Source organism: Achromobacter mucicolens (genome assembly GCF_029866465.1).
Taxonomy (GTDB): Bacteria; Pseudomonadota; Gammaproteobacteria; order Burkholderiales; family Burkholderiaceae_B; genus Achromobacter; species Achromobacter mucicolens.
The window spans coordinates 482983-503723 of sequence record NZ_CP123364.1; the positions used below are offsets into that span (position 1 = coordinate 482983).

Sequence of the window (20741 nt, forward strand, 5' to 3'; positions counted from 1 at the left end):
TGATCGTGTCGTATCCCCGCCTGCCGTACCCTCCCGAAGCCTATACCCGCGGCGGCGACTTTGCCCGCCTGCTGGGCAAGCGCATCCTGATCCTGGACGGCGCCATGGGCACCATGATCCAGCGCTACAAGCTGGGCGAAGCGGATTTTCGCGGCGAGCGCTTTGCCGATCACGGCAAGGACGTCAAGGGCAACAACGAGCTGTTGTCGCTGGTGCGGCCCGACGTCATCTCGGAAATCCACCGCCAGTACCTGGAAGCGGGCGCCGACGTCATCGAGACCAACACCTTCGGCGCCACCACGATCGCGCAAGGCGATTACGACCTGCCGGAACTGGCTTACGAGCTGAACCTGGTGTCGGCGCAGCTGGCGCGCGAGGCCTGTGACGCGTACAGCACGCCCGACAAGCCGCGCTTCGTGGCCGGCGCGCTGGGCCCGCAGCCCAAGACGGCATCCATCTCGCCGGACGTGAACGACCCGGGCGCGCGTAACGTCACGTTCGACGAGCTGCGCGTCGCGTACATCGAGCAGCTCAATGGCCTGCTCGACGGCGGCATCGACATCGTCCTGATCGAAACCATTTTCGACACGCTGAACGCCAAGGCGGCCATCTTCGCCACCGAGGAAGTCTTCGAGGAACGCGGCATCCGCCTGCCGGTGATGATCTCCGGCACGGTGACCGATGCGTCCGGCCGCATCCTGTCGGGCCAGACGGTCGAGGCCTTCTGGAACTCGGTGCGCCACGCGCGCCCCGTCACCATCGGCCTGAACTGCGCGCTGGGCGCGGCGCTGATGCGCCCCTACGTGGCCGAACTGTCCAAGATCTGCGACACCTACGTCTGCGTGTATCCCAACGCCGGCCTGCCCAACCCCATGGCCGAGACCGGCTTTGACGAGACCCCGGCCGACACCTCGGCGCTGCTTGAGGAATTTGCGCGCGCGGGGCTGGTGAACATGTCGGGCGGCTGCTGCGGCACCACGCCGGATCACATCCGCGCGATCGCCGACAAGGTCACGACGCTGACGCCGCGCGTCGTGCCCGAGATTGCGGTCAAGACCCGCCTGTCGGGCCTGGAACCCCTGAACATCGACGAGGACACGCTGTTCGTCAACGTGGGCGAACGCACCAACGTGACGGGCAGCAAGATGTTCGCCCGCCTGATCCGCGAAGAAAAATACGACGAGGCGCTGGCCGTGGCCCGCCAGCAGGTCGAGAACGGCGCGCAGATCATCGACATCAACATGGACGAGGCCATGCTGGATTCGGTGGCCTGCATGCACCGCTTCCTGAACCTGATCGCCTCCGAGCCCGACATCGCGCGCGTGCCGGTCATGATCGACAGCTCGAAGTGGGAAGTCATCGAGACCGGCCTGAAGTGCGTGCAGGGCAAGGCCGTGGTGAACTCGATCTCCATGAAGGAAGGGCTGGAGCCCTTCCGCCACCACGCGCGACTGTGCCGCCGCTACGGCGCCGCGGTGGTGGTGATGGCGTTCGATGAACTTGGCCAGGCCGACACGCTGGAGCGCCGCAAGGAAATCTGCGGGCGCGCCTACAAGATCCTGGTTGAGGAAGAAGGCTTTCCGCCGGAAGACATCATCTTTGACCCGAACGTTTTCGCGGTCGCCACCGGCATCGACGAGCACAACCACTACGCCGTGGACTTCATCGAAGGCACGCGCTGGATCCGCGAGAACCTGCCGCATGCCCGCATCTCGGGCGGCGTGTCCAACGTCAGCTTCTCGTTCCGCGGCAACGAGCCGATGCGCGAGGCCATCCACACCGTTTTCCTGTACTACGCGGTCAAGGAAGGCATGACGATGGGCATCGTCAACGCCGGCCAGCTGGGCGTGTACGCCGATCTGGACGCCACGCTGCGCGATCTGGTCGAAGACGTGGTGTTGGACCGCGCCGAGCCGGTCGGCAAGACGGATCCCGCCGACGAGCGCACGCCCACCGAGCGCCTGGTGCAGTTTGCCGACACCGTGAAGGGGTCGGGCGCCAAGAAGGAAGAAGACCTGGCCTGGCGCAATGCCGAGGTCGAGCAGCGCCTGTCGCACGCGCTGGTGCACGGCATCACCGCCTTCATCGTGGAAGACACCGAAGAGGTGCGCCAGAAGATCGCCGCGCGCGGCGGCCGCCCCATCGAAGTGATCGAAGGCCCGCTGATGGACGGCATGAACGTCGTCGGCGACCTGTTCGGCGAAGGCAAGATGTTTCTGCCGCAGGTCGTGAAATCCGCGCGCGTGATGAAGCAGGCCGTGGCGCACCTGATTCCGTTCATCGAGGAAGAAAAGCGCCAGATCGCCGCCGCGGGCGGCGACGTGCGCGCCAAGGGCAAGATCGTCATCGCCACCGTGAAGGGCGACGTGCACGACATCGGCAAGAACATTGTGTCGGTGGTCCTGCAGTGCAACAACTTCGAGGTCGTGAACATGGGCGTGATGGTGCCCTGCGCGCAGATCCTTGAAAAAGCCAAGGAAGAGAACGCCGACATCGTCGGCCTGTCCGGCCTGATCACGCCCAGCCTCGAAGAGATGGCGTACGTGGCCTCGGAGATGCAGCGCGACGAGTACTTCCGCAGCCGCAAGGTCCCGCTGATGATCGGCGGGGCGACCACCAGCCGCGTGCACACCGCCGTCAAGATCGCGCCCAACTACGAAGGCCCGGTCATTTACGTGCCCGACGCCAGCCGTTCCGTGGGCGTGGCCACCAATCTGATGTCCGAGCAGTCGGAAGCCTATCTGGCGGAACTGGCCGAGGAATACGAAGACGTGCGCCGCCGCCATGCCAACCGCAAGGCGACGCCCATCCTGCCGCTGGCCGAGGCGCGCGCCTCGCGGCCGGCGATCGACTGGGACAGCTACACGCCGCCGCGCCCCAAGTTCATCGGCCGGCGCACCTTCAAGAGCTATGACCTGGCGGAAATCGCGAAGTACGTGGACTGGGGCCCGTTCTTTCAGACCTGGAGCCTGTTCGGCCCGTACCCGGCCATCCTGCAGGACAAAGTGGTGGGCGAGCAGGCGCGCAAGGTCTTTGCCGACGGCCAGGCCATGATGAAGCGCATCGTCGAGGGCCGCTGGCTGACCGCCAATGGCGTCGTGGGCTTCTATCCGGCCAATAGCGTCAACGACGAGGACATCGAGGTCTACAAGGACGAGACCCGCAGCGAGGTGCTGTTCACGTACCGCAACCTGCGCCAGCAGGGCGCCAAGCGCGAAGGGGTCAGCAACAAGTCGCTGTCGGACTTCATTGCGCCCAAGTCCAGCGGCAAGCTCGACTACATCGGCATGTTCGCCGTCACGGCCGGTCTGGGCATCGAAAAGAAGGAAGCGGAATTCGAAAAAACGCTGGACGACTATTCCAGCATCATGCTCAAGTCGTTGGCGGACCGCCTGGCCGAGGCCTTTGCCGAATGCCTGCACGCGCGCGTGCGCCAGGACCTGTGGGGCTACGCGCCCGACGAGGCCCTGTCCAACGAGGACATGATTGCCGAGAAGTACGTGGGCATCCGTCCCGCGCCAGGCTATCCGGCCTGCCCGGAACACGTGGTCAAGACGGATATGTTCCGCGTGCTGGACGGCGAGGACATCGGCATGATGCTGACGGACAGCTATGCGATGTACCCGGCCTCCAGCGTGTCGGGCTTTTACTTCAGCCACCCGCAGTCGCAGTACTTCAACGTGGGCGTCATCGGTGAAGACCAGCTTCTGGACTACGCCCGCCGCAGCGGCCGCAGCCTCGAAGACCTGAAGCGCACGCTGGCGCCCAACCTGGGCTGACGCGCCGCTCTACCGCTGCGGCCGAGGCGGGAGCTGGCTGGGGCTAAGGCTGGAACTGGGGCGCCGCGATGCGCCCCAGAATCTTTTCGACGGCCACGCCGATCGCGAGCACTTTGCGGTCCTCGCCCGGCAGGCCATCGATCTCCAATCCCACCGGCAGACCCTGCGCCGACAGTCCGGCCGGCACGCTCAGGCCCGGCAGTCCCGCGTTGCTGCCCGGGTCCACGTTGCGCGCCAGGCGCGCGAAGGTCTCGAAGCTGCTGGCCTCGGGCGTAGCCGCGGGCGGCGGAACGGGAACGGTCGGAAACAGCAGGCCGTCCAGCGCGTGTTCCTTGAACGCGCGGCGGTAGACGTCGATGAGTTCTCGGCGGCCGCTTGCGATGGCATGTTCGTACAGCGGTTGCAGCGGCAGGACCTGGCCGTCCGGCGTGGGCAGCACGCCCGGCACGATCAGGTTGTCGAAGATGCCTTTCACGTCCGGGCTGGAAATCTGCGCGACCACCTCGTCAAAGCTCACGCCCACGTGATACCGCGCCAGATAGGCCGTCAGGTCGGGCTTCTGTTCGAACAGGCATAGGGGCATGCCGACTGCCGCGTTGGCGGCCGGTAGATCGGGCATGTCCAGGTCCACAAGCGTTACACCGGCCGCGCGCAGCGTGTTCAAGGCGGCTTCGGAAACCGCCTGCACCTCGGGATCAAGCTCGGCCCAGAAATAGGCGGCCACGCCCAGGCGGATGCTGGCCGGCGGCAATGGCGCCAGCGGCTCGGTCTGGCCCGTCAGGATCGAATCCAGCAGCACGATGTCTGCCATGCTGTTGGCGATGGGGCCTGCCGTGTCGCGCGTATGCGAGATCGGTGTGATGCCCGCGCCGTCGTAGCGGCCCACCGTCGGGCGAAAGCCTACCGATCCATTCACTGAGGCGGGCAGGCGCACCGAGGCGCCGGTATCGGTGCCCAGCGCGGCGGGCGCCAGCCGCGCGCCCACCGCCGCGCCGCTGCCCGACGACGAGCCGCCGGCGATCAGGCGCAGGTCATAGGCGTTGCGCGTGCCATCGCCGTCCGGTCCCGGAAAGGCGGTGTTGTAGCCGGACACCCCGAACGCCAGTTCATGCATGTTGGTCTTGCCCAGGATGACGGCGCCGGCTTCGCGCAGCCGCTGCACGATGGGCGCGTCCTCGGCGGGACGGAAGTCCTTGAGCGCGGGCGTGCCGGCCGTGTTCGGCAGCCCGGCGACGTGGATGTTGTCCTTGATGGCGATGGGCACGCCGCCCAGCGGGCCGTTGCCGGGCGCCGCATCGTAGGCGCGCGCCTGCGCCAGGGCGCCGTCGCGGTCGACGGTGATGAATGCGTTCAGGTCCTGGCGGGCGTCGATGCGGTCCAGGCAGGCCTCGGTCAGCGCAACGCTGGTGAGGCGGCCCTCGCGGATGCGGGTTGCCGCCTCGATGACGGTCAGGTCCGCCAGGTCGGCGGGCAAGGGCTGGTCGGTCGGGCTGGGCATGGCGCTTATTCCTTGGCTGTCGGTCGATCCGTATCTATACAGGGGTGACGCGGGGGCTGTCGAGAGGTCTGCCGCGCCGCGCGTAGTGGAAAACCACGATGGCGAAAATTGGTGGACCAAATACGATTTGGTCAGACCAATTCAGGACGCCATGACGTTGCACTCGCTAGCCAAACCCGAGGTTTCCTCCAGCCGCCCCGCGCCCGACCGCGGTTACCTGCGGCTGGCCGCGCAGATCCATGCGCTGGTGGCGCAGGGCGAATTTGCCGCCGGCCAGCGGCTGCCGGCCGAACGCGCGCTGGCCGAGCGCTTTGACGTCAGCCGCACGTCCGTGCGCGAGGCCATCATTGCGTTGGAACTGCAGGGCGTGGTGGAGGTGCGGGGCGGTTCGGGCATCTACGTCTGCGAGCCGGATGCGAGCCGGACGCCCACGATGCCGGAGGCGGGCGCCGGCCCCTTCGAGCTGCTGCGCGCGCGCTGCCTGATCGAATCCGAGATCGCCGCGCTGGCGGCCACCACCCGCACCGACGGGGACCTGGACCGCATCTTCGAGGCGCTGACGGCCATGCGCGACCGGATGACGGACAAGGACGCCAACGCCGAGGCCGACCGCCGCTTTCACCTGTGCATCGCCCAATCCACCGGCAATAGCGTGCTGCTGGCGACGGTGACGTCGATGTGGGACCAGGCTCGGGGCCCGGTCTGGGAAAAGATGGAACAGCATTTCCATACGCAGGCGTTGCGCCAGGCGTCGCAGGCCGATCACCAGCGCATCTTCGGCGTGCTGGTGGCCCGCGACGCACGGCAGGCGCGCGAGGCGATGCACGATCACCTGGAACGGGTGATCGGCGAATTTGCACAAGGGTGGCGCTGATGCTCAATTGCACGATCCACGGGGCGCAAGACCTGCGCCTGGACACCTCGGACCCGCAGCCCTTGGAGCCGTCGCAGGTGCGTGTCGGCGTCAAGGCCGTCGGCATCTGCGGGTCGGACCTGCATTACTTCCGGCACGGCCGGGTGGGGGATTTTGTCATCCGCGAACCGCTGACGCCGGGGCACGAGGCGTCCGGGCAGGTGCTGGAGGTGGGTGCGGACGTGACGGCCGTCAAGCCCGGCGACCGCGTCGCCCTGGATCCGGCGCGCACGTGCGGCGTGTGCCGCTATTGCCGGCAGGGCGATTCCAATCATTGCGAGGCCGTGCATTTCTTCGGCAGCGCCAGCCGCTATCCGCACATGCAGGGCGCGATGCGCGAAGAGGTGGTGGTGCAAGAGGGGCAATGCGTGCCGGTGCCGGATTCGCTGTCCTTCGAACTGGCCGCTTTTGGCGAGCCGCTGGCGGTGGCGTTGCACGCGGTGCGCAGCGCGGGATCGCTGCTGGGCAAGACGGCGATGGTGGTGGGCGCGGGCCCCATCGGCGCGCTGATTCTGATGGCGGCGCGGCTGGCAGGCGCCAGCCGGGTCATCGTGGTGGACATCGTGGACCAGACGCTGGCGGCGTGCGCGCGCGTGGGCGCGTCGCAAACCATCAACGCGGCCACGGACCCGGACGCGCTGGACGCGCTGGCGGCAGGCAAGGGATCGGTGGACGTGTGCTTCGAGGCGTCGGGTAGCTATGCGGGGCTGGCAAGCTGCCTGCGCGCCGCGCGTCCGCGCGGCGTTGTCGTCACGGTGGGCACGCTGTCCGGCAGCAGCGAGGCGTGCCCCTTCAACCAGATCATGGTCAAGAGCCTGACGTGCGTCGGCAGCTTCCGTTTTGTGGACGAATACGCGATGGCCGTGGATTGCCTGGCGCGCGGCCTGATCGATGTGTCGCCGCTGCTGACGGCGGCCGTGCCGGTTGCGCGCGTGCACGACGCCTTCGCGCTGGCGGGCGATCGCAACCAGGCGATGAAAGTGATGGTGACGTTCTGACCCCGCGGCCGCCTCGCGCGGCCGTCCCTCTCTCCTGTAGCCGGAAGCCAAGATGAAGATTACGAATGCACGCGTGATTGTCTGTTGTCCGGGCCGCAACTTCGTGACCCTGAAGATCGAAACCGACCAGGGCCTGACCGGCATCGGCGACGCGACGCTGAACGGGCGCGAGCTGGCGGTGGCGGCCTACCTGACCGAGCATGTCATCCCGTGCCTGATCGGGCGCGACGCGCATCAGATCGAGGACATCTGGCAGTACCTGTACAAGGGCGCATATTGGCGGCGCGGGCCGGTCACCATGACCGCCATCGCGGGCGTGGACACGGCGCTGTGGGACCTGAAGGCCAAGGCTGCCGGCATGCCGCTGTATCAGCTTCTGGGCGGCAAGAGCCGCAGCGGCGTGATGGTCTACGGCCACGCCAACGGGTCGGACATCGAGCACACCGTGGACGAAGTGCTGCGCTACGCCGACATGGGTTATCGCGCCATCCGCGCGCAAAGCGGCGTGCCGGGGTTGGAGAAGGTGTACGGCGTGGGCCGGGGCACGTTGTTCTACGAGCCCGCCGACGCGGACCTGCCCAGCGAGCATGACTGGTCCACCGAAAAGTATCTGCGCCACGCGCCGCAGCTGTTCGAACGCGTCCGCGAGAAGCTGGGTTTCGAGCACCATCTGCTGCACGACGTGCATCACCGGCTGACCCCCATCGAGGCCGCGCGCCTGGGCAAGTCGCTGGAACCCTACAACCTCTTCTGGATGGAGGACGCCACGCCCGCCGAGAACCAGGAGGCGTTCCGGCTGATCCGTCAGCACACCACCACGCCGCTGGCGGTGGGCGAAGTCTTCAACACGATCTGGGACTGCAAGGATCTGGTGCAGAACCAGCTTATCGACTACATCCGCACCACGGTCGTCCACGCGGGCGGCATCACGCATCTGCGCCGTATTGCCGACATGGCCTCGCTCTACCAGGTGCGCACCGGCTGCCACGGCGCCACGGACCTGTCGCCGGTGTGCATGGGCGCGGCGCTGCACTTTGACCTGTGGGTGCCGAATTTCGGCATCCAGGAGTACATGCGCCATACCGACGAAACGGATGCCGTCTTCCCGCACGCCTACACGTTCGAGCAGGGCATGCTGTATCCGGGCGAGGCCCCGGGCCACGGCGTCGACATCGACGAGAAGCTGGCGGCGCGGTACCCCTACCAGCGCGCGTACCTGCCCGTGAACCGGTTGCAGCACGACGGCACGCTATGGAACTGGTAGGCGAGGGCGGCCGGCTGAGCGCGGGGGCGCTGGACGCCTTGCCCGCGCACGTGGCGCGTCCTGGTTTTGACCGGGCCGCGCTGGGCATCGGCATCGTGCATCTGGGCCTGGGCGCCTTCGCGCGGGCGCATCTGGCCGCAGTGAACGACGCCGCGCTGCGCGCGGGGGCGAGTGCGGATTGGGGCATCTGCGGCGTGTCGTTGCGCCAGACCGATACGCGCGACGCGTTGGCGCCGCAGGACGGCCTTTACGCGCTGGCGCTGCGCGATGCCGACGCCAGTGGCGCGCCCCGGCAACGTCTTGGCGTGATCGGCTGCCTGCGCGAGGCGCTGGTCGCGCCCGAGGATCCGCAAGCCGTGCTGGACCGCATTGCGGCGCCCGGCACGCGCATCGTCAGCATCACGGTCACCGAGAAGGGCTATTGTCACGATCCGGCCAGCGGCCGCCTGAATCCGGACCATCCCGACATCGTGCACGACCTGGCGCACCCCGCGAAGCCACGGGGCGTGATCGGGTTTCTCGCGCACGGTCTGCAGTTGCGCCGCGCGGCGGGCCTGGCCCCGATCACGGTGATGTCGCTGGACAACCTGCCCGCCAATGGCCACCTGCTGCGCGCGCTGGTGCTCACGTTCGCGGCCAGCCTGGACGCCGGATTGGCCGAATGGATCGCGTCGGCGTGCACGTTTCCGTGCTCGATGGTCGACCGCATCGTGCCCCGCACGACGGACGCGGACCGGCAGGAGATCGCTGCGGCGCTGGGCGTGCGAGACGCTTGGCCGGTGGTGGCCGAGCCCTATCTGGAATGGGTCGTCGAAGACCGGTTTGCGGCGGGCCGGCCGGACTGGACCGCGGGCGGCGCGCGCTTCGTAGCGGACGCGGCGCCGTTCGAAACGCTGAAGCTGCGCATGGTCAACGGTGCGCATTCGGCGCTGGCCTATCTGTCGGTAATGGCGGGGTGGGCCACCGTGGACGAGGCGATGGCGCAGCCGGGCATGCGGCGGTATCTACGCGCGCTGATGGGCCAGGAGATAACGCCGACGCTGCCGCCGCTGCCGGGGCTGGATCTGGCTGCGTACGGGGAAGGGCTGCTGCATCGGTTTGCCAATCCGGCGCTCCGGCACCAGACGCGGCAGATCGCGATGGACGGTTCGCAGAAATTGCCGCAGCGGCTGCTCGGCACCGTGCGCGACCGGCTGGCGGTGGATGCGCCGATCCCCGCGTTGGCGCTGGCGGTGGCGGGATGGTTGCATTTCCTGCGCGGGGCGGATGAGGCGGGGCGCGTCTACGAGATCCAGGATCCGATGGCCCAAGCGCTGGCGCATCGGCGTGAGCTGGCCGAGCAGGCGGCGCGGCAGGCGGGCGAGGGACCGGCGGCGATGTTGGCCTGGGCGGGCGTGATGACGGGCTTTGAACCGGTGTTCGGAGGCCTGGGACAGGAACCGCGATTCGTGCGGGCGGTAGGCGCGGCTGCGCAGTTGCTGCGCGGCCAGGGTGTCGCGGGCGCCTTGTCCGCGATGCATCGCGCGTCGGCGGGCTGACGCGGCGGCGCCTGCGGGCCGACTCAGGCTTGCCGTTCAGCCCGGCTTGCGCACGACGATGGTCGCCGTGTCGCTGGTGAACGAGGCATCGTCGCGCACGTCGAAGTGCGCGCGGACGACGTCCGGCGCGATGCCGAACATGTGGCGCAGCGCGGCCACCAGCGTATCGGGCGTGCGCATGCGCGTGACCCACGACTGGAATTCCAGCGGCAGGCGGCGCGGGGCCAGTTCCTGCAGCGTGAAGCCGGCCTCGGTAAGCATGCGGGTCCATTCGGCCACCGAGTAGTCGCGCACGTGCGAGGTGTCGCGCAGCACCTCAATGGTTTGCAGCCAGGTGTCCAGCAGCGGTTCGCCCGGCGACACCACGTCGGCGAACACGGCAATGCCGCCCGGCTTGAGCACGCGGAAGGCCTCGCGCAGCCCGCGCCCGGCGTCCTGCCAGTGGTGGGTGGAATAGCGCGACATCACCAGGTCGAATTCGCCGTCGCCAAAGGGCAGGTACTCGGCCTTGCCTTGCCGGGTGACCAGATTGGCCAGGCCACGCTTGGCGGCTTCGGCGGCGACGACGTCCAGCATCTGCTGCGACAGGTCGTAGGCGGTCACCTGCGCGACTTGCGGGGCCACGTGAAAGCTCACGTGGCCGCCGCCACAGCCCAGATCCAAGATGCGCGCGGCGGGGTGCTGGCCGGCAATGGCGGCCATCTGAACCAGGTCTTCGCCTTGCGCGTGCACGGCACTGGTCAGGTAGGCGGCGGCGCGGGGGCTGAATTGGCGGTCGACGGCGGCGTCGTGGGTGCTGGCGGTCATGAGGGGTCCTTGTGTCGGGAACGCGGCGCGGGTTGTTGCCGGGAATCCATTCGGGATTGCGAAAGGGTGCAGGCGCTAAGATAGGCGGGCCCGTATACACGTACAAGCCCATTGCTCATCCTGGTATGAATACTTCCCCCCAGCCCGTCACGCCCGGCCACGAAGGCTCTCATCTGCGGCGCCACGCGCTGGGCGAGTTTGTGCGCAGCGCGCGGTCGCGCATCACGCCGCAGATGGCGGGCCTGCCCGAGGGATCGCGCCGCCGCACGCCCGGCCTGCGGCGCGAAGAGGTGGCGCAGCTTTGCGGCATCAGCGTCACCTGGTACACGTGGATCGAGCAGGGGCGCGAGGTGTCGGTGTCGCCGTCGGTGTGGTCACGCATCGCCGGCGTGCTGCAACTGGCGCGGGCGGAACGCGCCTATCTCTTCGACCTTGCCGATTGCGCCGACCCGCAGCACGCCCGCGACGACGCCGGCGGCGCGCCGGGCCCGTTGCAGGAATGCGTGAACGCGATCAATGCGCCGGCGTATGTGCTGGACCGCGCCTGGAACGTGCTCGCCTGTAACGCGCCGCTGGTCGACCTGTTCGACCACTGGCCCGAACGCGACCCCGCCCCGAACCTGCTGCGATACATCTTCCTGGACCCCGCCGCGCGCGAGCTGGTGGTCGACTGGGACCAGCGCGCCCGCCGCGTGGTGGCCGAGTTCCGCGCCGATGCGGGCGCACACCTGGACGAACCGGCCGTGCTGGCGCTGCTGGACAGCCTGAGCCGCCAGAGCGTCGTCTTCTCGCACTGGTGGACCCGCCACGCGGTGGTCGAACGCGAAGGCGGCCTGCGCGAATTCCAGCACCCGCGCCGCGGCAAACTGGCGTATCAGCAGATCACCTTCCGCCTGGCGACGCATCCGGATCTGAAACTGGTGATGCTGCTGAGCGGGGCGGGGGTCTGACACCGCTCAAGCCCACACCGGCCAACCCGCCCGATCGCTACGCCGCGTTTTCCTCGCCAAACAGGCTGTCCTGCATCCCCGCATCCACCAGCCCTTGCAGCAGCTTCTTGACCGGCGCGGGCAGCGCCATCGTCCCCAGCTTGTCCGCCGGCACCCAGCGCTCGGGTAGCGCCGGTTCGCGCAGCGCGACCGCGCGCACCGGCACGAGCCACGGCCGGATGTGCAGCCGGTAGTGCGTGAACGTGTGGGCGAAGGCGGCAAGTTCGAAGCGCTTCTCCGGCTCCAGCCCCAATGCGCGTGATGCGCTGTCGGGGTCGCCTGCCGCGTCGAATTCGGGCAGGCTCCACAGCCCGCCCCAGATACCCGGTTCGGGGCGTTGCTGCAGCAGGAAAGCGCCCTTGTGCCGCAGCACCAACATACCGGTCTCGCGCTCGGGAATCGCCTTGCGCACCTTGGGCGTGGGCAGCTCTGCCTGACGTCCCTCGCGGCGGGCGACGCAGGTCTCTGCCACGGGGCATCTGTCGCAGGCGGGCTTGCCGCGCGTGCAGAGCGTGGCGCCCAAGTCCATCAGCCCCTGCGTGTACGCTGCCATGTCGAGTCCCGGCGCGGCGTCCACCTGCGCATGCGCCAGCGCCCAGAGACGCTGCTCGACCTCGCGCTTGGCCGGGTCGCCCGCTATGCCGAAGTGACGGGTGAACACGCGCTTGACGTTGCCGTCCATGATGGGCGAACGTTCGCTGTTCGAAAACGCGGCAATGGCCGCGGCCGTGGACCGGCCGATGCCGGGCAGGGTGGCGATGGCCTCGGCGGTGGGCGGAAAGCGGCCGTCCCAGTCGCGCACGATTTCCTGGGCGCAGCGGTGCAGGTTGCGGGCGCGGGCGTAATAGCCGAGGCCTGCCCAGTACGGCATCACGTCTTCCTGCGACGCGGCGGCCAGCGCCGCGACGTCCGGAAAGCGTTGCAGAAAGCGCTCGTAGTAGGGGATGACGGTGGCTACCTGTGTCTGCTGCAGCATGATTTCGGATAGCCAGATCCGGTAGGGATCCCGGGTGTTCTGCCAGGGGAGATCGTGGCGGCCGTGCTGGCGCTGCCAGGCGACGATGCGAGGGGCGAAGTCCATGGCGGCAATTATCGCATCGCCCTATTGCCCGCCCGTGGGCCAGGGGGTACAACCGAAAGGACTAGCGTCAGCTGGCCCTATTTTTTGGCCAGCCGGCGCGGCAAGCGCGATTCGGCCCGCAGAAGGCGTGAACGCATCAGGACTTCACTTTCACGGCCCTTGCTGGCCCGCGTGCGTTCTGTGGAGCTGCGCGCCGCTTGTTGGGGCATCCGATGTTGGAGTAGACATGAATGCCCCCCTAACGCCCGCCGTCCGCGCGGCGCTCGAATCCGTTCAGCTCGACGACAAATACACCCTGCAATCCGGCCGCGCCTGGATGAGCGGCATCCACGCGCTGGTGCGGCTGCCCATGATGCAGCGCGTTCGCGATGCGCAGGCAGGGTTGAACACGGCGGGATTCGTGTCGGGGTACCGGGGCTCGCCGCTGGGCGGCGTCGACCAGAACATGTGGAAGGCCGCCGCGCATCTGAAGGCGCACCACGTCGAGTTCCAGCCGGGCATCAATGAAGACCTGGCCGCGACGGCGGTGTGGGGCACGCAGCAGGTGAACCTCTTTCCCGGCGCCAAGTACGACGGCGTGTTCGGCATGTGGTACGGCAAGGGGCCGGGGGTGGACCGCTGCGGCGACGTCTTCAAGCATGCCAACGCGGCGGGCACGGCGCGCCACGGCGGCGTGCTGGTGGTGGCGGGCGATGACCACCCCGCCAAGTCGTCGACCCTGCCGCATCAGAGCGACCACATCCTGAAGGCCTGCATGATCCCGGTGCTGTTCCCGTCCAGCGTGCAGGAGGTGCTGGACTACGGCCTGCACGGCTGGGCGATGAGCCGGTACGCGGGGGTGTGGGTCGGCATGAAGTGCATCACCGACATCGTGGAGGTATCGGCGTCGGTGGACGTGGATCCGCACCGGGTGCGCATCGTGCTGCCCGAGGATTTCCAGCTGCCTCCGGACGGCCTGAACATCCGGTTGCCTGACACGCCGTTGCAGCAGGAAGCGCGGCTCTTGGACTACAAGCTGTACGCGGCGCTGGCCTATGCGCGCGCCAACGGATTGAACCGGGAGCTCTGGGAGGTGCCGCAGCAGGCGGCGCGCTTTGGCATCATGACCTCGGGCAAGGCCTATCTGGACACGCGCCAGGCGCTGTCGGACCTGGGGCTGTCCGAAGAGGTGTGCCGGCGCATCGGGGTGCGGCTGTTCAAGGTGGGCATGGTGTGGCCGCTGGAGTCCACGGGCACGCAGCGTTTCGCGGAAGGGCTGGACGAGATCCTGGTCGTGGAGGAAAAGCGCCAGGTGCTGGAGTACCAGCTGAAGGAGGAACTCTTCAGCTGGATCGGCAGCGGCAAGAAGATTCCTCGGGTGGTGGGCAAGTTCGACGACAAGGACGGCGGCGAATGGTCGGTGCCGCAGGGAAACTGGCTGCTGCCGGCGCATTACGAGTTTTCGCCCGCGATGGTTGCCAAGTCGATCGCGGCGCGCCTGTTGCGTTTCGCGTTGCCGGACGACGTGCGCGCGGGCATCGAGGCGCGGATGGAATTCATCCGTGCGCGCGAAGCGGCGCTGGCGCGACCGCGCGTGGTCGAGGAGCGCAAGCCCTGGTTCTGTTCGGGCTGTCCGCACAACACGTCGACGCGCCTGCCGGAGGGGTCTCGCGGCATGGCGGGCATCGGTTGCCACTACATGGTGCGATGGATGGACCGCGGCACGGACGTTTTCACGCAGATGGGCGGCGAGGGCGTGCCGTGGCTGGGGCAGGCGCCGTTCACCGAGGAAAAGCACGTGTTTGCGAACCTGGGCGACGGCACCTACTTTCATTCGGGGCTGCTGGCGATTCGGGCAGCGGTGGCGGCCAAGGCGCCGATCACGTACAAGATTCTGTTCAACGACGCGGTCGCGATGACGGGCGGGCAGCCGGTGGACGGGCCGATCAGCGTGCCGATGATTACGCGCCAAGTGGCAGCCGAGGGCATCGAGAAGATCGTGGTGGTGACGGACGATCCGCGCAAGTACGTGGAGGTGTCGGACTTGGCGCCGGGGGTGCCGGTGCGTCATCGCGACGAGCTGGACGCGGTGATGCGCGAGCTGCGCGAGCATCCGGGCGTGTCGGTGCTGATCTACGACCAGACCTGCGCCACGGAAAAGCGCCGCCGCCGCAAGCGCAATGCCTATCCGGATCCGGCGCGCCGCGTGGTCATCAATGAACGGGTGTGCGAGGGGTGTGGCGACTGCTCGGCGAAGTCGAACTGCCTGTCGGTGGAGCCGCTGGAGACCGAGTTCGGACGCAAGCGCAAGATCAACCAGTCAAGCTGCAACAAGGACTTTTCCTGTCTGAAGGGCTTTTGCCCAAGCCTGGTGACGGTGGAAGGCGGCAAGTTGAAGAAGCCGCCCGCGTTGGCGCAATCGGGCGGTGCGCCGGACGAGGATGTGCCGGCGCCTCGTTTGCATAGTCTGGATGTGCCTTATGGCGTCTTTATCGCGGGGGTCGGCGGCACGGGCGTGGTGACGATTGGCCAGTTGCTGGGCATGGCGGCGCACCTGGAGGGCAAGGGCTGTTCGGTGCTGGACATGGCGGGGCTGGCGCAGAAGGGTGGCGCGGTGTTTTCCCACGTGGTGCTGGCGGGTTCGCCGGACCATCTGCTGAATACGCGGGTGGCGATGGGCGAGGCAGACCTGCTGCTGGCGGGCGATCTGGTGGTGGCGACGAGTCCTGAGGCGATGGCCCGGGTGACGCCAGGACGCACGCATGTGTTGCTCAATAGCGATACGGCGCCGACGGCGGCGTTCGTGTCGAACCCATCGTGGACGCTGCCGGGCGCGAACCTGACGTCGGATCTGCAAAGCGCGTGCGGCAAGGACAACCTGGCCGCTGTGGACGCAGCCGCGATGGCGGTGGTGCTGCTGGGCGATGCGATCTACTCAAATCCGCTGATGATGGGCTACGCATTCCAGAAGGGCTGGATACCGCTGTCGCGCGAGGCGCTGTTGCGGGCGATCGAACTGAACGGCCAGCAGGTGGCGAACAATCTTGCGGCATTCGCATGGGGACGCCGCGCGGCGCACGAGCCGGCGGCGGTGGCGCGTCTGATGGCCAACGGCGGCGTGTCGCCCGCGCAGCCGGACGACATCATCGAGATCACGCGGCCGCGGGCGCCGACTCCCGTGGCGGAGTTGAAGCAGCCGGCGGGCGAACTGGCGCGAATGGTGGCGGTGCGCGAGGCGTTCCTGACGCAGTACCAGGACGCGGCGTATGCAAAGCAGTACACGGACCTGGTGAACAAGGTGACGCTGGCGGAGCGGGAGGCGACGGGGACGAACCGATTGGCACTGGCAGTGGCGCGCTATTACTTCAAGCTGATGGCCTACAAGGACGAGTACGAAGTCGCGCGGCTGTATTCGGACGGGGAGTTTGTGAAGCGGGTGAGTGAGCAGTTCGAGGGGGATTGGAAGCTGCGCTTTCACTTGGCGCCGCCGGTGTTTGCGCGGCGGGACAAGGACGGGCATCTGGTGAAGCGGGCTTACGGGCCGGGAATGCTGAAGGTGTTCCGGGTGCTGGCAAGGATGCGATTCTTGCGGGGGTCTCGCTTTGATCCGTTCGGGTATACGACGGAGCGGCGGGCGGAGCGGGCGTTGATCCAGGAGTATCGGGAGACGATGACGGCGATCTTGGGGAAGTTGAATCGCGGGAATCTGGATAAGGCCGTGGCGCTGGCTAGCGTGCCCGAGGAGATTCGCGGGTACGGGCATGTGAAGGAGGCGTCGATGGCGCGGGCTGAGGCGATGCGGGAGGAGTTGTTGAAGGGGTTCACTGCGAGGGTGGTGGCGATTGGGGTTCGGGCTGCTTGAGTGGCTGACCTCTGTTTCCCTTGACTGGCTTCTACGGCTCGCGTGTTTGTGAATGGGATTTGCGCTTGAATGGTGATGGCTGCTGGCTGCTGGCTGCTGGCTGCTGGCGGTGGGCGGGGTTCTTTAGACGCCCGGCGCGTCGTCGGCCTGGGGCGCGCGGGGCTACGATTGCGGTCCGGAGCCTTCGCTCCGGACTGCCCCGTCGTCATCGTCGTTGTCGCCTGCGGCGACTGCCTTCCGATTCCCTCGGGCGCATCTACACGCCCCGCGCACCCCAGGCCGACGCCGCACCGGGCTCGAGTGGCCTGAGCTTGGCGGGCGCTGGGTCGGGTGGAGTTTTTGAGGTGCTTTTCGACGGCAGCGTGGTTTTGAAGCAGTTTGCGCTGCCCGTCACCGTTCGGCCGCGCGGGCGGCCTCCGGTGACTTACGCGGTGTCTTGCGTCGTGGCGATGACGCTTCGCGTGTGGCGGCTTGGTTTTTGAGTTCTTGCCGCAGCCGTAGGTGTCTGCGTAGGTGTCTGACACCGGGAGTGTCATAAATTTTGTGTTTGGGGCCTAACATGTTGCTCAAGGAGCATGTATGGCTACCAAGAAAAAAACGCCGCTGAGGGAACTGCCGGCGATTCCAGCAGAGTTGGTTGATCAATTCGTCAAAGGCCCTATGACCGCCGAGGCGGTGCAGGACCTGTCGATGGCGTTCAAGAAGGCGCTGATCGAACGGGCCCTGGGAGCAGAATTGGGCCACCACCTGGGCTATCCGGCGGGCGGCGAGCGCCCCGAGCAGGCCACCAATCAACGCAACGGCAAGAGTTCCAAGACAGTCCTGACCGATGACGGGCCGCTGCGGGTGGAGATCCCACGCGACCGCGATGGCAGCTTCGCTCCGATCCTGATCCCCAAGCACGAGCGCCGCTTTACCGGGTTCGACGACAAGATCATCGCCATGTACGCCCGCGGCATGACGGTGCGCGAGATCCAAGGGTTTCTGCTCGAGCAGTACGGCACGGAAGTCTCGCCGGAGTTCGTCAGCTCGGTGACCGACGCGGTGATGGAGGAGGTCACGGCCTGGCAGACGCGGCCTCTGGAGACGATGTATCCGGTGGTGTTCTTCGACGCGCTGCGGGTCAAGATCCGCGAGGACGGCGTGGTGCGCAACAAGGCCGTGTACTTGGCGCTGGCGGTGTTGCCAGACGGCACGCGCGACATCCTGGGCCTGTGGATCGAGCAGACTGAGGGCGCCAAGTTCTGGATGAAGGTGTTCAACGAGCTCAAGACCCGTGGCACGCAGGACATCCTGATCGCTGTCACTGACGGTCTAAAGGGCATGGAGCAGGCGCTGAATGCGGTGTTCCCGGCCACGACGCTGCAGACTTGCATCGTGCACCTGATCCGCTCCAGCCTGGAATACGCCAGTTGGAAGGAGCGCCGCACGGTGGCTGCGGCGCTAAGGCCGATCTACACGGCAGCGACCGTGGAGGCAGCGCTGGCCGCGCTCGTGCAGTTCGAGCAAGGCCCTTGGGGCCAGCGCTACGCCCCGATCGCTGACGCATGGCGCCGGGCCTGGGACCGTGTGATCCCGTTCTTTACGTTCCCACCGGCGATCCGCAAGGTGATTTACAGGGAGTGTCATAAATTTTGTGTTTGGGGCCTAACATGTTGCTCAAGGAGCATGTATGGCTACCAAGAAAAAAACGCCGCTGAGGGAACTGCCGGCGATTCCAGCAGAGTTGGTTGATCAATTCGTCAAAGGCCCTATGACCGCCGAGGCGGTGCAGGACCTGTCGATGGCGTTCAAGAAGGCGCTGATCGAACGGGCCCTGGGAGCAGAATTGGGCCACCACCTGGGCTATCCGGCGGGCGGCGAGCGCCCCGAGCAGGCCACCAATCAACGCAACGGCAAGAGTTCCAAGACAGTCCTGACCGATGACGGGCCGCTGCGGGTGGAGATCCCACGCGACCGCGATGGCAGCTTCGCTCCGATCCTGATCCCCAAGCACGAGCGCCGCTTTACCGGGTTCGACGACAAGATCATCGCCATGTACGCCCGCGGCATGACGGTGCGCGAGATCCAAGGGTTTCTGCTCGAGCAGTACGGCACGGAAGTCTCGCCGGAGTTCGTCAGCTCGGTGACCGACGCGGTGATGGAGGAGGTCACGGCCTGGCAGACGCGGCCTCTGGAGACGATGTATCCGGTGGTGTTCTTCGACGCGCTGCGGGTCAAGATCCGCGAGGACGGCGTGGTGCGCAACAAGGCCGTGTACTTGGCGCTGGCGGTGTTGCCAGACGGCACGCGCGACATCCTGGGCCTGTGGATCGAGCAGACTGAGGGCGCCAAGTTCTGGATGAAGGTGTTCAACGAGCTCAAGACCCGTGGCACGCAGGACATCCTGATCGCTGTCACTGACGGTCTAAAGGGCATGGAGCAGGCGCTGAATGCGGTGTTCCCGGCCACGACGCTGCAGACTTGCATCGTGCACCTGATCCGCTCCAGCCTGGAATACGCCAGTTGGAAGGAGCGCCGCACGGTGGCTGCGGCGCTAAGGCCGATCTACACGGCAGCGACCGTGGAGGCAGCGCTGGCCGCGCTCGTGCAGTTCGAGCAAGGCCCTTGGGGCCAGCGCTACGCCCCGATCGCTGACGCATGGCGCCGGGCCTGGGACCGTGTGATCCCGTTCTTTACGTTCCCACCGGCGATCCGCAAGGTGATTTACAGGGAGTGTCATAAATTTTGTGTTTGGGGCCTAACATGTTGCTCAAGGAGCATGTATGGCTACCAAGAAAAAAACGCCGCTGAGGGAACTGCCGGCGATTCCAGCAGAGTTGGTTGATCAATTCGTCAAAGGCCCTATGACCGCCGAGGCGGTGCAGGACCTGTCGATGGCGTTCAAGAAGGCGCTGATCGAACGGGCCCTGGGAGCAGAATTGGGCCACCACCTGGGCTATCCGGCGGGCGGCGAGCGCCCCGAGCAGGCCACCAATCAACGCAACGGCAAGAGTTCCAAGACAGTCCTGACCGATGACGGGCCGCTGCGGGTGGAGATCCCACGCGACCGCGATGGCAGCTTCGCTCCGATCCTGATCCCCAAGCACGAGCGCCGCTTTACCGGGTTCGACGACAAGATCATCGCCATGTACGCCCGCGGCATGACGGTGCGCGAGATCCAAGGGTTTCTGCTCGAGCAGTACGGCACGGAAGTCTCGCCGGAGTTCGTCAGCTCGGTGACCGACGCGGTGATGGAGGAGGTCACGGCCTGGCAGACGCGGCCTCTGGAGACGATGTATCCGGTGGTGTTCTTCGACGCGCTGCGGGTCAAGATCCGCGAGGACGGCGTGGTGCGCAACAAGGCCGTGTACTTGGCGCTGGCGGTGTTGCCAGACGGCACGCGCGACATCCTGGGCCTGTGGATCGAGCAGACTGAGGGCGCCAAGTTCTGGATGAAGGTGTTCAACGAGCTCAAGACCCGTGGCACGCAGGACATCCTGATCGCTGTCACTGACGGTCTAAAGGGCATGGAGCAGGCGCTGAATGCGGTGTTCCCGGCCACGACGCTGCAGACTTGCATCGTGCACCTGATCCGCTCCAGCCTGGAATACGCCAGTTGGAAGGAGCGCCGCACGGTGGCTGCGGCGCTAAGGCCGATCTACACGGCAGCGACCGTGGAGGCAGCGCTGGCCGCGCTCGTGCAGTTCGAGCAAGGCCCTTGGGGCCAGCGCTACGCCCCGATCGCTGACGCATGGCGCCGGGCCTGGGACCGTGTGATCCCGTTCTTTACGTTCCCACCGGCGATCCGCAAGGTGATTTACACCACCAATGCGATCGAGAGCATTAATGCCCAACTGCGCCGCGCGGTGAAAACGCGAGGTCACTTCCCGAGCGACGAAGCGGCCACCAAGCTACTGTGGCTGGTCTTGCGCAACATCACCGGGGCCTGGGGCAGCGCCACGCACGACTGGAAGGCCGCTATGAACCAGTTCGCCGTGATTTATGCAGAACGCTTCACTGACCCGTATCGCTGAGATAGCATCCATAAGCC

General features: G+C 66.9%; 11 protein-coding genes and 2 pseudogenes. 10 read left to right on the top strand and 3 right to left on the bottom strand.

What is annotated here, in order from left to right; all coding sequences use genetic code 11:
- The first annotated feature begins 5 nt into the window (after window positions 1–5).
- Entirely contained in the window at window positions 6–3779 is a 3774-nt protein-coding gene (gene metH, locus QEP15_RS02225; RefSeq protein ID WP_280148389.1) for a methionine synthase, read from the top strand.
- A gap of 43 nt (window positions 3780–3822) precedes the next feature.
- Here the strand turns inward: metH and iaaH are convergent, their stop codons facing one another.
- Window positions 3823–5277, bottom strand: coding sequence for an indoleacetamide hydrolase (gene iaaH, locus QEP15_RS02230; RefSeq protein WP_280148390.1), 1455 nt, complete (start codon window positions 5275–5277; stop codon window positions 3823–3825).
- 151 nt (window positions 5278–5428) lie between these two features.
- Here iaaH and QEP15_RS02235 point away from each other — a divergent pair, with 151 nt between their 5' ends.
- Genes QEP15_RS02235 through QEP15_RS02250 form a run of 4 tightly spaced genes read left to right on the top strand, consistent with a single transcriptional unit; the run spans window position 5429 to window position 9990 of the window.
- Window positions 5429–6151: a FadR/GntR family transcriptional regulator gene (locus QEP15_RS02235; protein ID WP_280148391.1), complete on the top strand. Its 723-nt coding sequence runs from the start codon at window positions 5429–5431 to the stop codon at window positions 6149–6151.
- Entirely contained in the window at window positions 6151–7188 is a 1038-nt protein-coding gene (locus tag QEP15_RS02240) for an L-idonate 5-dehydrogenase (protein ID WP_280148392.1), read from the top strand. Before QEP15_RS02235 ends, QEP15_RS02240 begins: the two co-directional genes overlap by 1 nt.
- A 52-nt stretch (window positions 7189–7240) precedes the next feature.
- Window positions 7241–8452, top strand: coding sequence for a D-mannonate dehydratase ManD (manD, locus tag QEP15_RS02245; RefSeq protein ID WP_062840238.1), 1212 nt, complete (start codon window positions 7241–7243; stop codon window positions 8450–8452).
- The gene (locus tag QEP15_RS02250; RefSeq protein WP_280148393.1) at window positions 8440–9990 is read left to right on the top strand and encodes a mannitol dehydrogenase family protein; all 1551 of its coding nucleotides are present in this window, start codon (window positions 8440–8442) and stop codon (window positions 9988–9990) included. Before manD ends, QEP15_RS02250 begins: the two co-directional genes overlap by 13 nt.
- A gap of 36 nt (window positions 9991–10026) precedes the next feature.
- On the opposite strand, the gene QEP15_RS02255 is transcribed toward QEP15_RS02250, so the two are convergent.
- On the bottom strand, window positions 10027–10797 hold the full coding sequence (locus QEP15_RS02255) for a class I SAM-dependent methyltransferase (RefSeq protein WP_280020762.1): 771 nt from the start codon (window positions 10795–10797) through the stop codon (window positions 10027–10029).
- Between the two features lie 125 nt (window positions 10798–10922).
- Here QEP15_RS02255 and QEP15_RS02260 point away from each other — a divergent pair, with 125 nt between their 5' ends.
- A complete protein-coding gene (locus QEP15_RS02260) occupies window positions 10923–11747 on the top strand; it encodes a helix-turn-helix transcriptional regulator (RefSeq protein ID WP_062840236.1) in 825 nt (274 codons plus the stop codon).
- Between the two features lie 37 nt (window positions 11748–11784).
- On the opposite strand, the gene mutY is transcribed toward QEP15_RS02260, so the two are convergent.
- Window positions 11785–12867 (bottom strand): A/G-specific adenine glycosylase, encoded by a 1083-nt coding sequence (gene mutY, locus QEP15_RS02265; RefSeq protein WP_280148394.1) that lies wholly within the window; start codon window positions 12865–12867, stop codon window positions 11785–11787.
- 226 nt (window positions 12868–13093) lie between these two features.
- On the opposite strand from mutY, the gene QEP15_RS02270 reads away from it, so the two are divergent.
- The 4 genes and pseudogenes from QEP15_RS02270 to QEP15_RS02285 all read left to right on the top strand — a co-directional run bounded on the left by QEP15_RS02270 (window position 13094) and on the right by QEP15_RS02285 (window position 20724).
- Window positions 13094–16708 (top strand): indolepyruvate ferredoxin oxidoreductase family protein, encoded by a 3615-nt coding sequence (locus QEP15_RS02270; RefSeq protein WP_280148395.1) that lies wholly within the window; start codon window positions 13094–13096, stop codon window positions 16706–16708.
- A gap of 579 nt (window positions 16709–17287) precedes the next feature.
- Window positions 17288–18325, top strand: a pseudogene (locus tag QEP15_RS02275) (IS256 family transposase); the annotation flags it as partial.
- 55 nt (window positions 18326–18380) lie between these two features.
- A pseudogene (locus tag QEP15_RS02280) lies at window positions 18381–19418 on the top strand (IS256 family transposase); the annotation flags it as partial.
- A 55-nt stretch (window positions 19419–19473) separates the two neighbouring features.
- Window positions 19474–20724 (top strand): IS256 family transposase, encoded by a 1251-nt coding sequence (locus QEP15_RS02285; protein ID WP_280148210.1) that lies wholly within the window; start codon window positions 19474–19476, stop codon window positions 20722–20724.
- The last annotated feature ends 17 nt before the right edge of the window (window positions 20725–20741 follow it).

What these genes read in the sequence shown, in the direction of transcription:
- iaaH (WP_280148390.1), bottom strand. Translation starts at nt 5,277, where the DNA reads ATGCCCAGCCCGACCGACCAGCCCTTGCCCGCCGACCTGGCGGACCTG.
- QEP15_RS02285 (WP_280148210.1), top strand. Translation starts at nt 19,474, where the DNA reads ATGGCTACCAAGAAAAAAACGCCGCTGAGGGAACTGCCGGCGATTCCA.
- QEP15_RS02260 (WP_062840236.1), top strand. Translation starts at nt 10,923, where the DNA reads ATGAATACTTCCCCCCAGCCCGTCACGCCCGGCCACGAAGGCTCTCAT.
- QEP15_RS02235 (WP_280148391.1), top strand. Translation starts at nt 5,429, where the DNA reads ATGACGTTGCACTCGCTAGCCAAACCCGAGGTTTCCTCCAGCCGCCCC.
- QEP15_RS02250 (WP_280148393.1), top strand. Translation starts at nt 8,440, where the DNA reads ATGGAACTGGTAGGCGAGGGCGGCCGGCTGAGCGCGGGGGCGCTGGAC.
- QEP15_RS02240 (WP_280148392.1), top strand. Translation starts at nt 6,151, where the DNA reads ATGCTCAATTGCACGATCCACGGGGCGCAAGACCTGCGCCTGGACACC.
- manD (WP_062840238.1), top strand. Translation starts at nt 7,241, where the DNA reads ATGAAGATTACGAATGCACGCGTGATTGTCTGTTGTCCGGGCCGCAAC.
- QEP15_RS02270 (WP_280148395.1), top strand. Translation starts at nt 13,094, where the DNA reads ATGAATGCCCCCCTAACGCCCGCCGTCCGCGCGGCGCTCGAATCCGTT.
- QEP15_RS02255 (WP_280020762.1), bottom strand. Translation starts at nt 10,797, where the DNA reads ATGACCGCCAGCACCCACGACGCCGCCGTCGACCGCCAATTCAGCCCC.
- mutY (WP_280148394.1), bottom strand. Translation starts at nt 12,867, where the DNA reads ATGGACTTCGCCCCTCGCATCGTCGCCTGGCAGCGCCAGCACGGCCGC.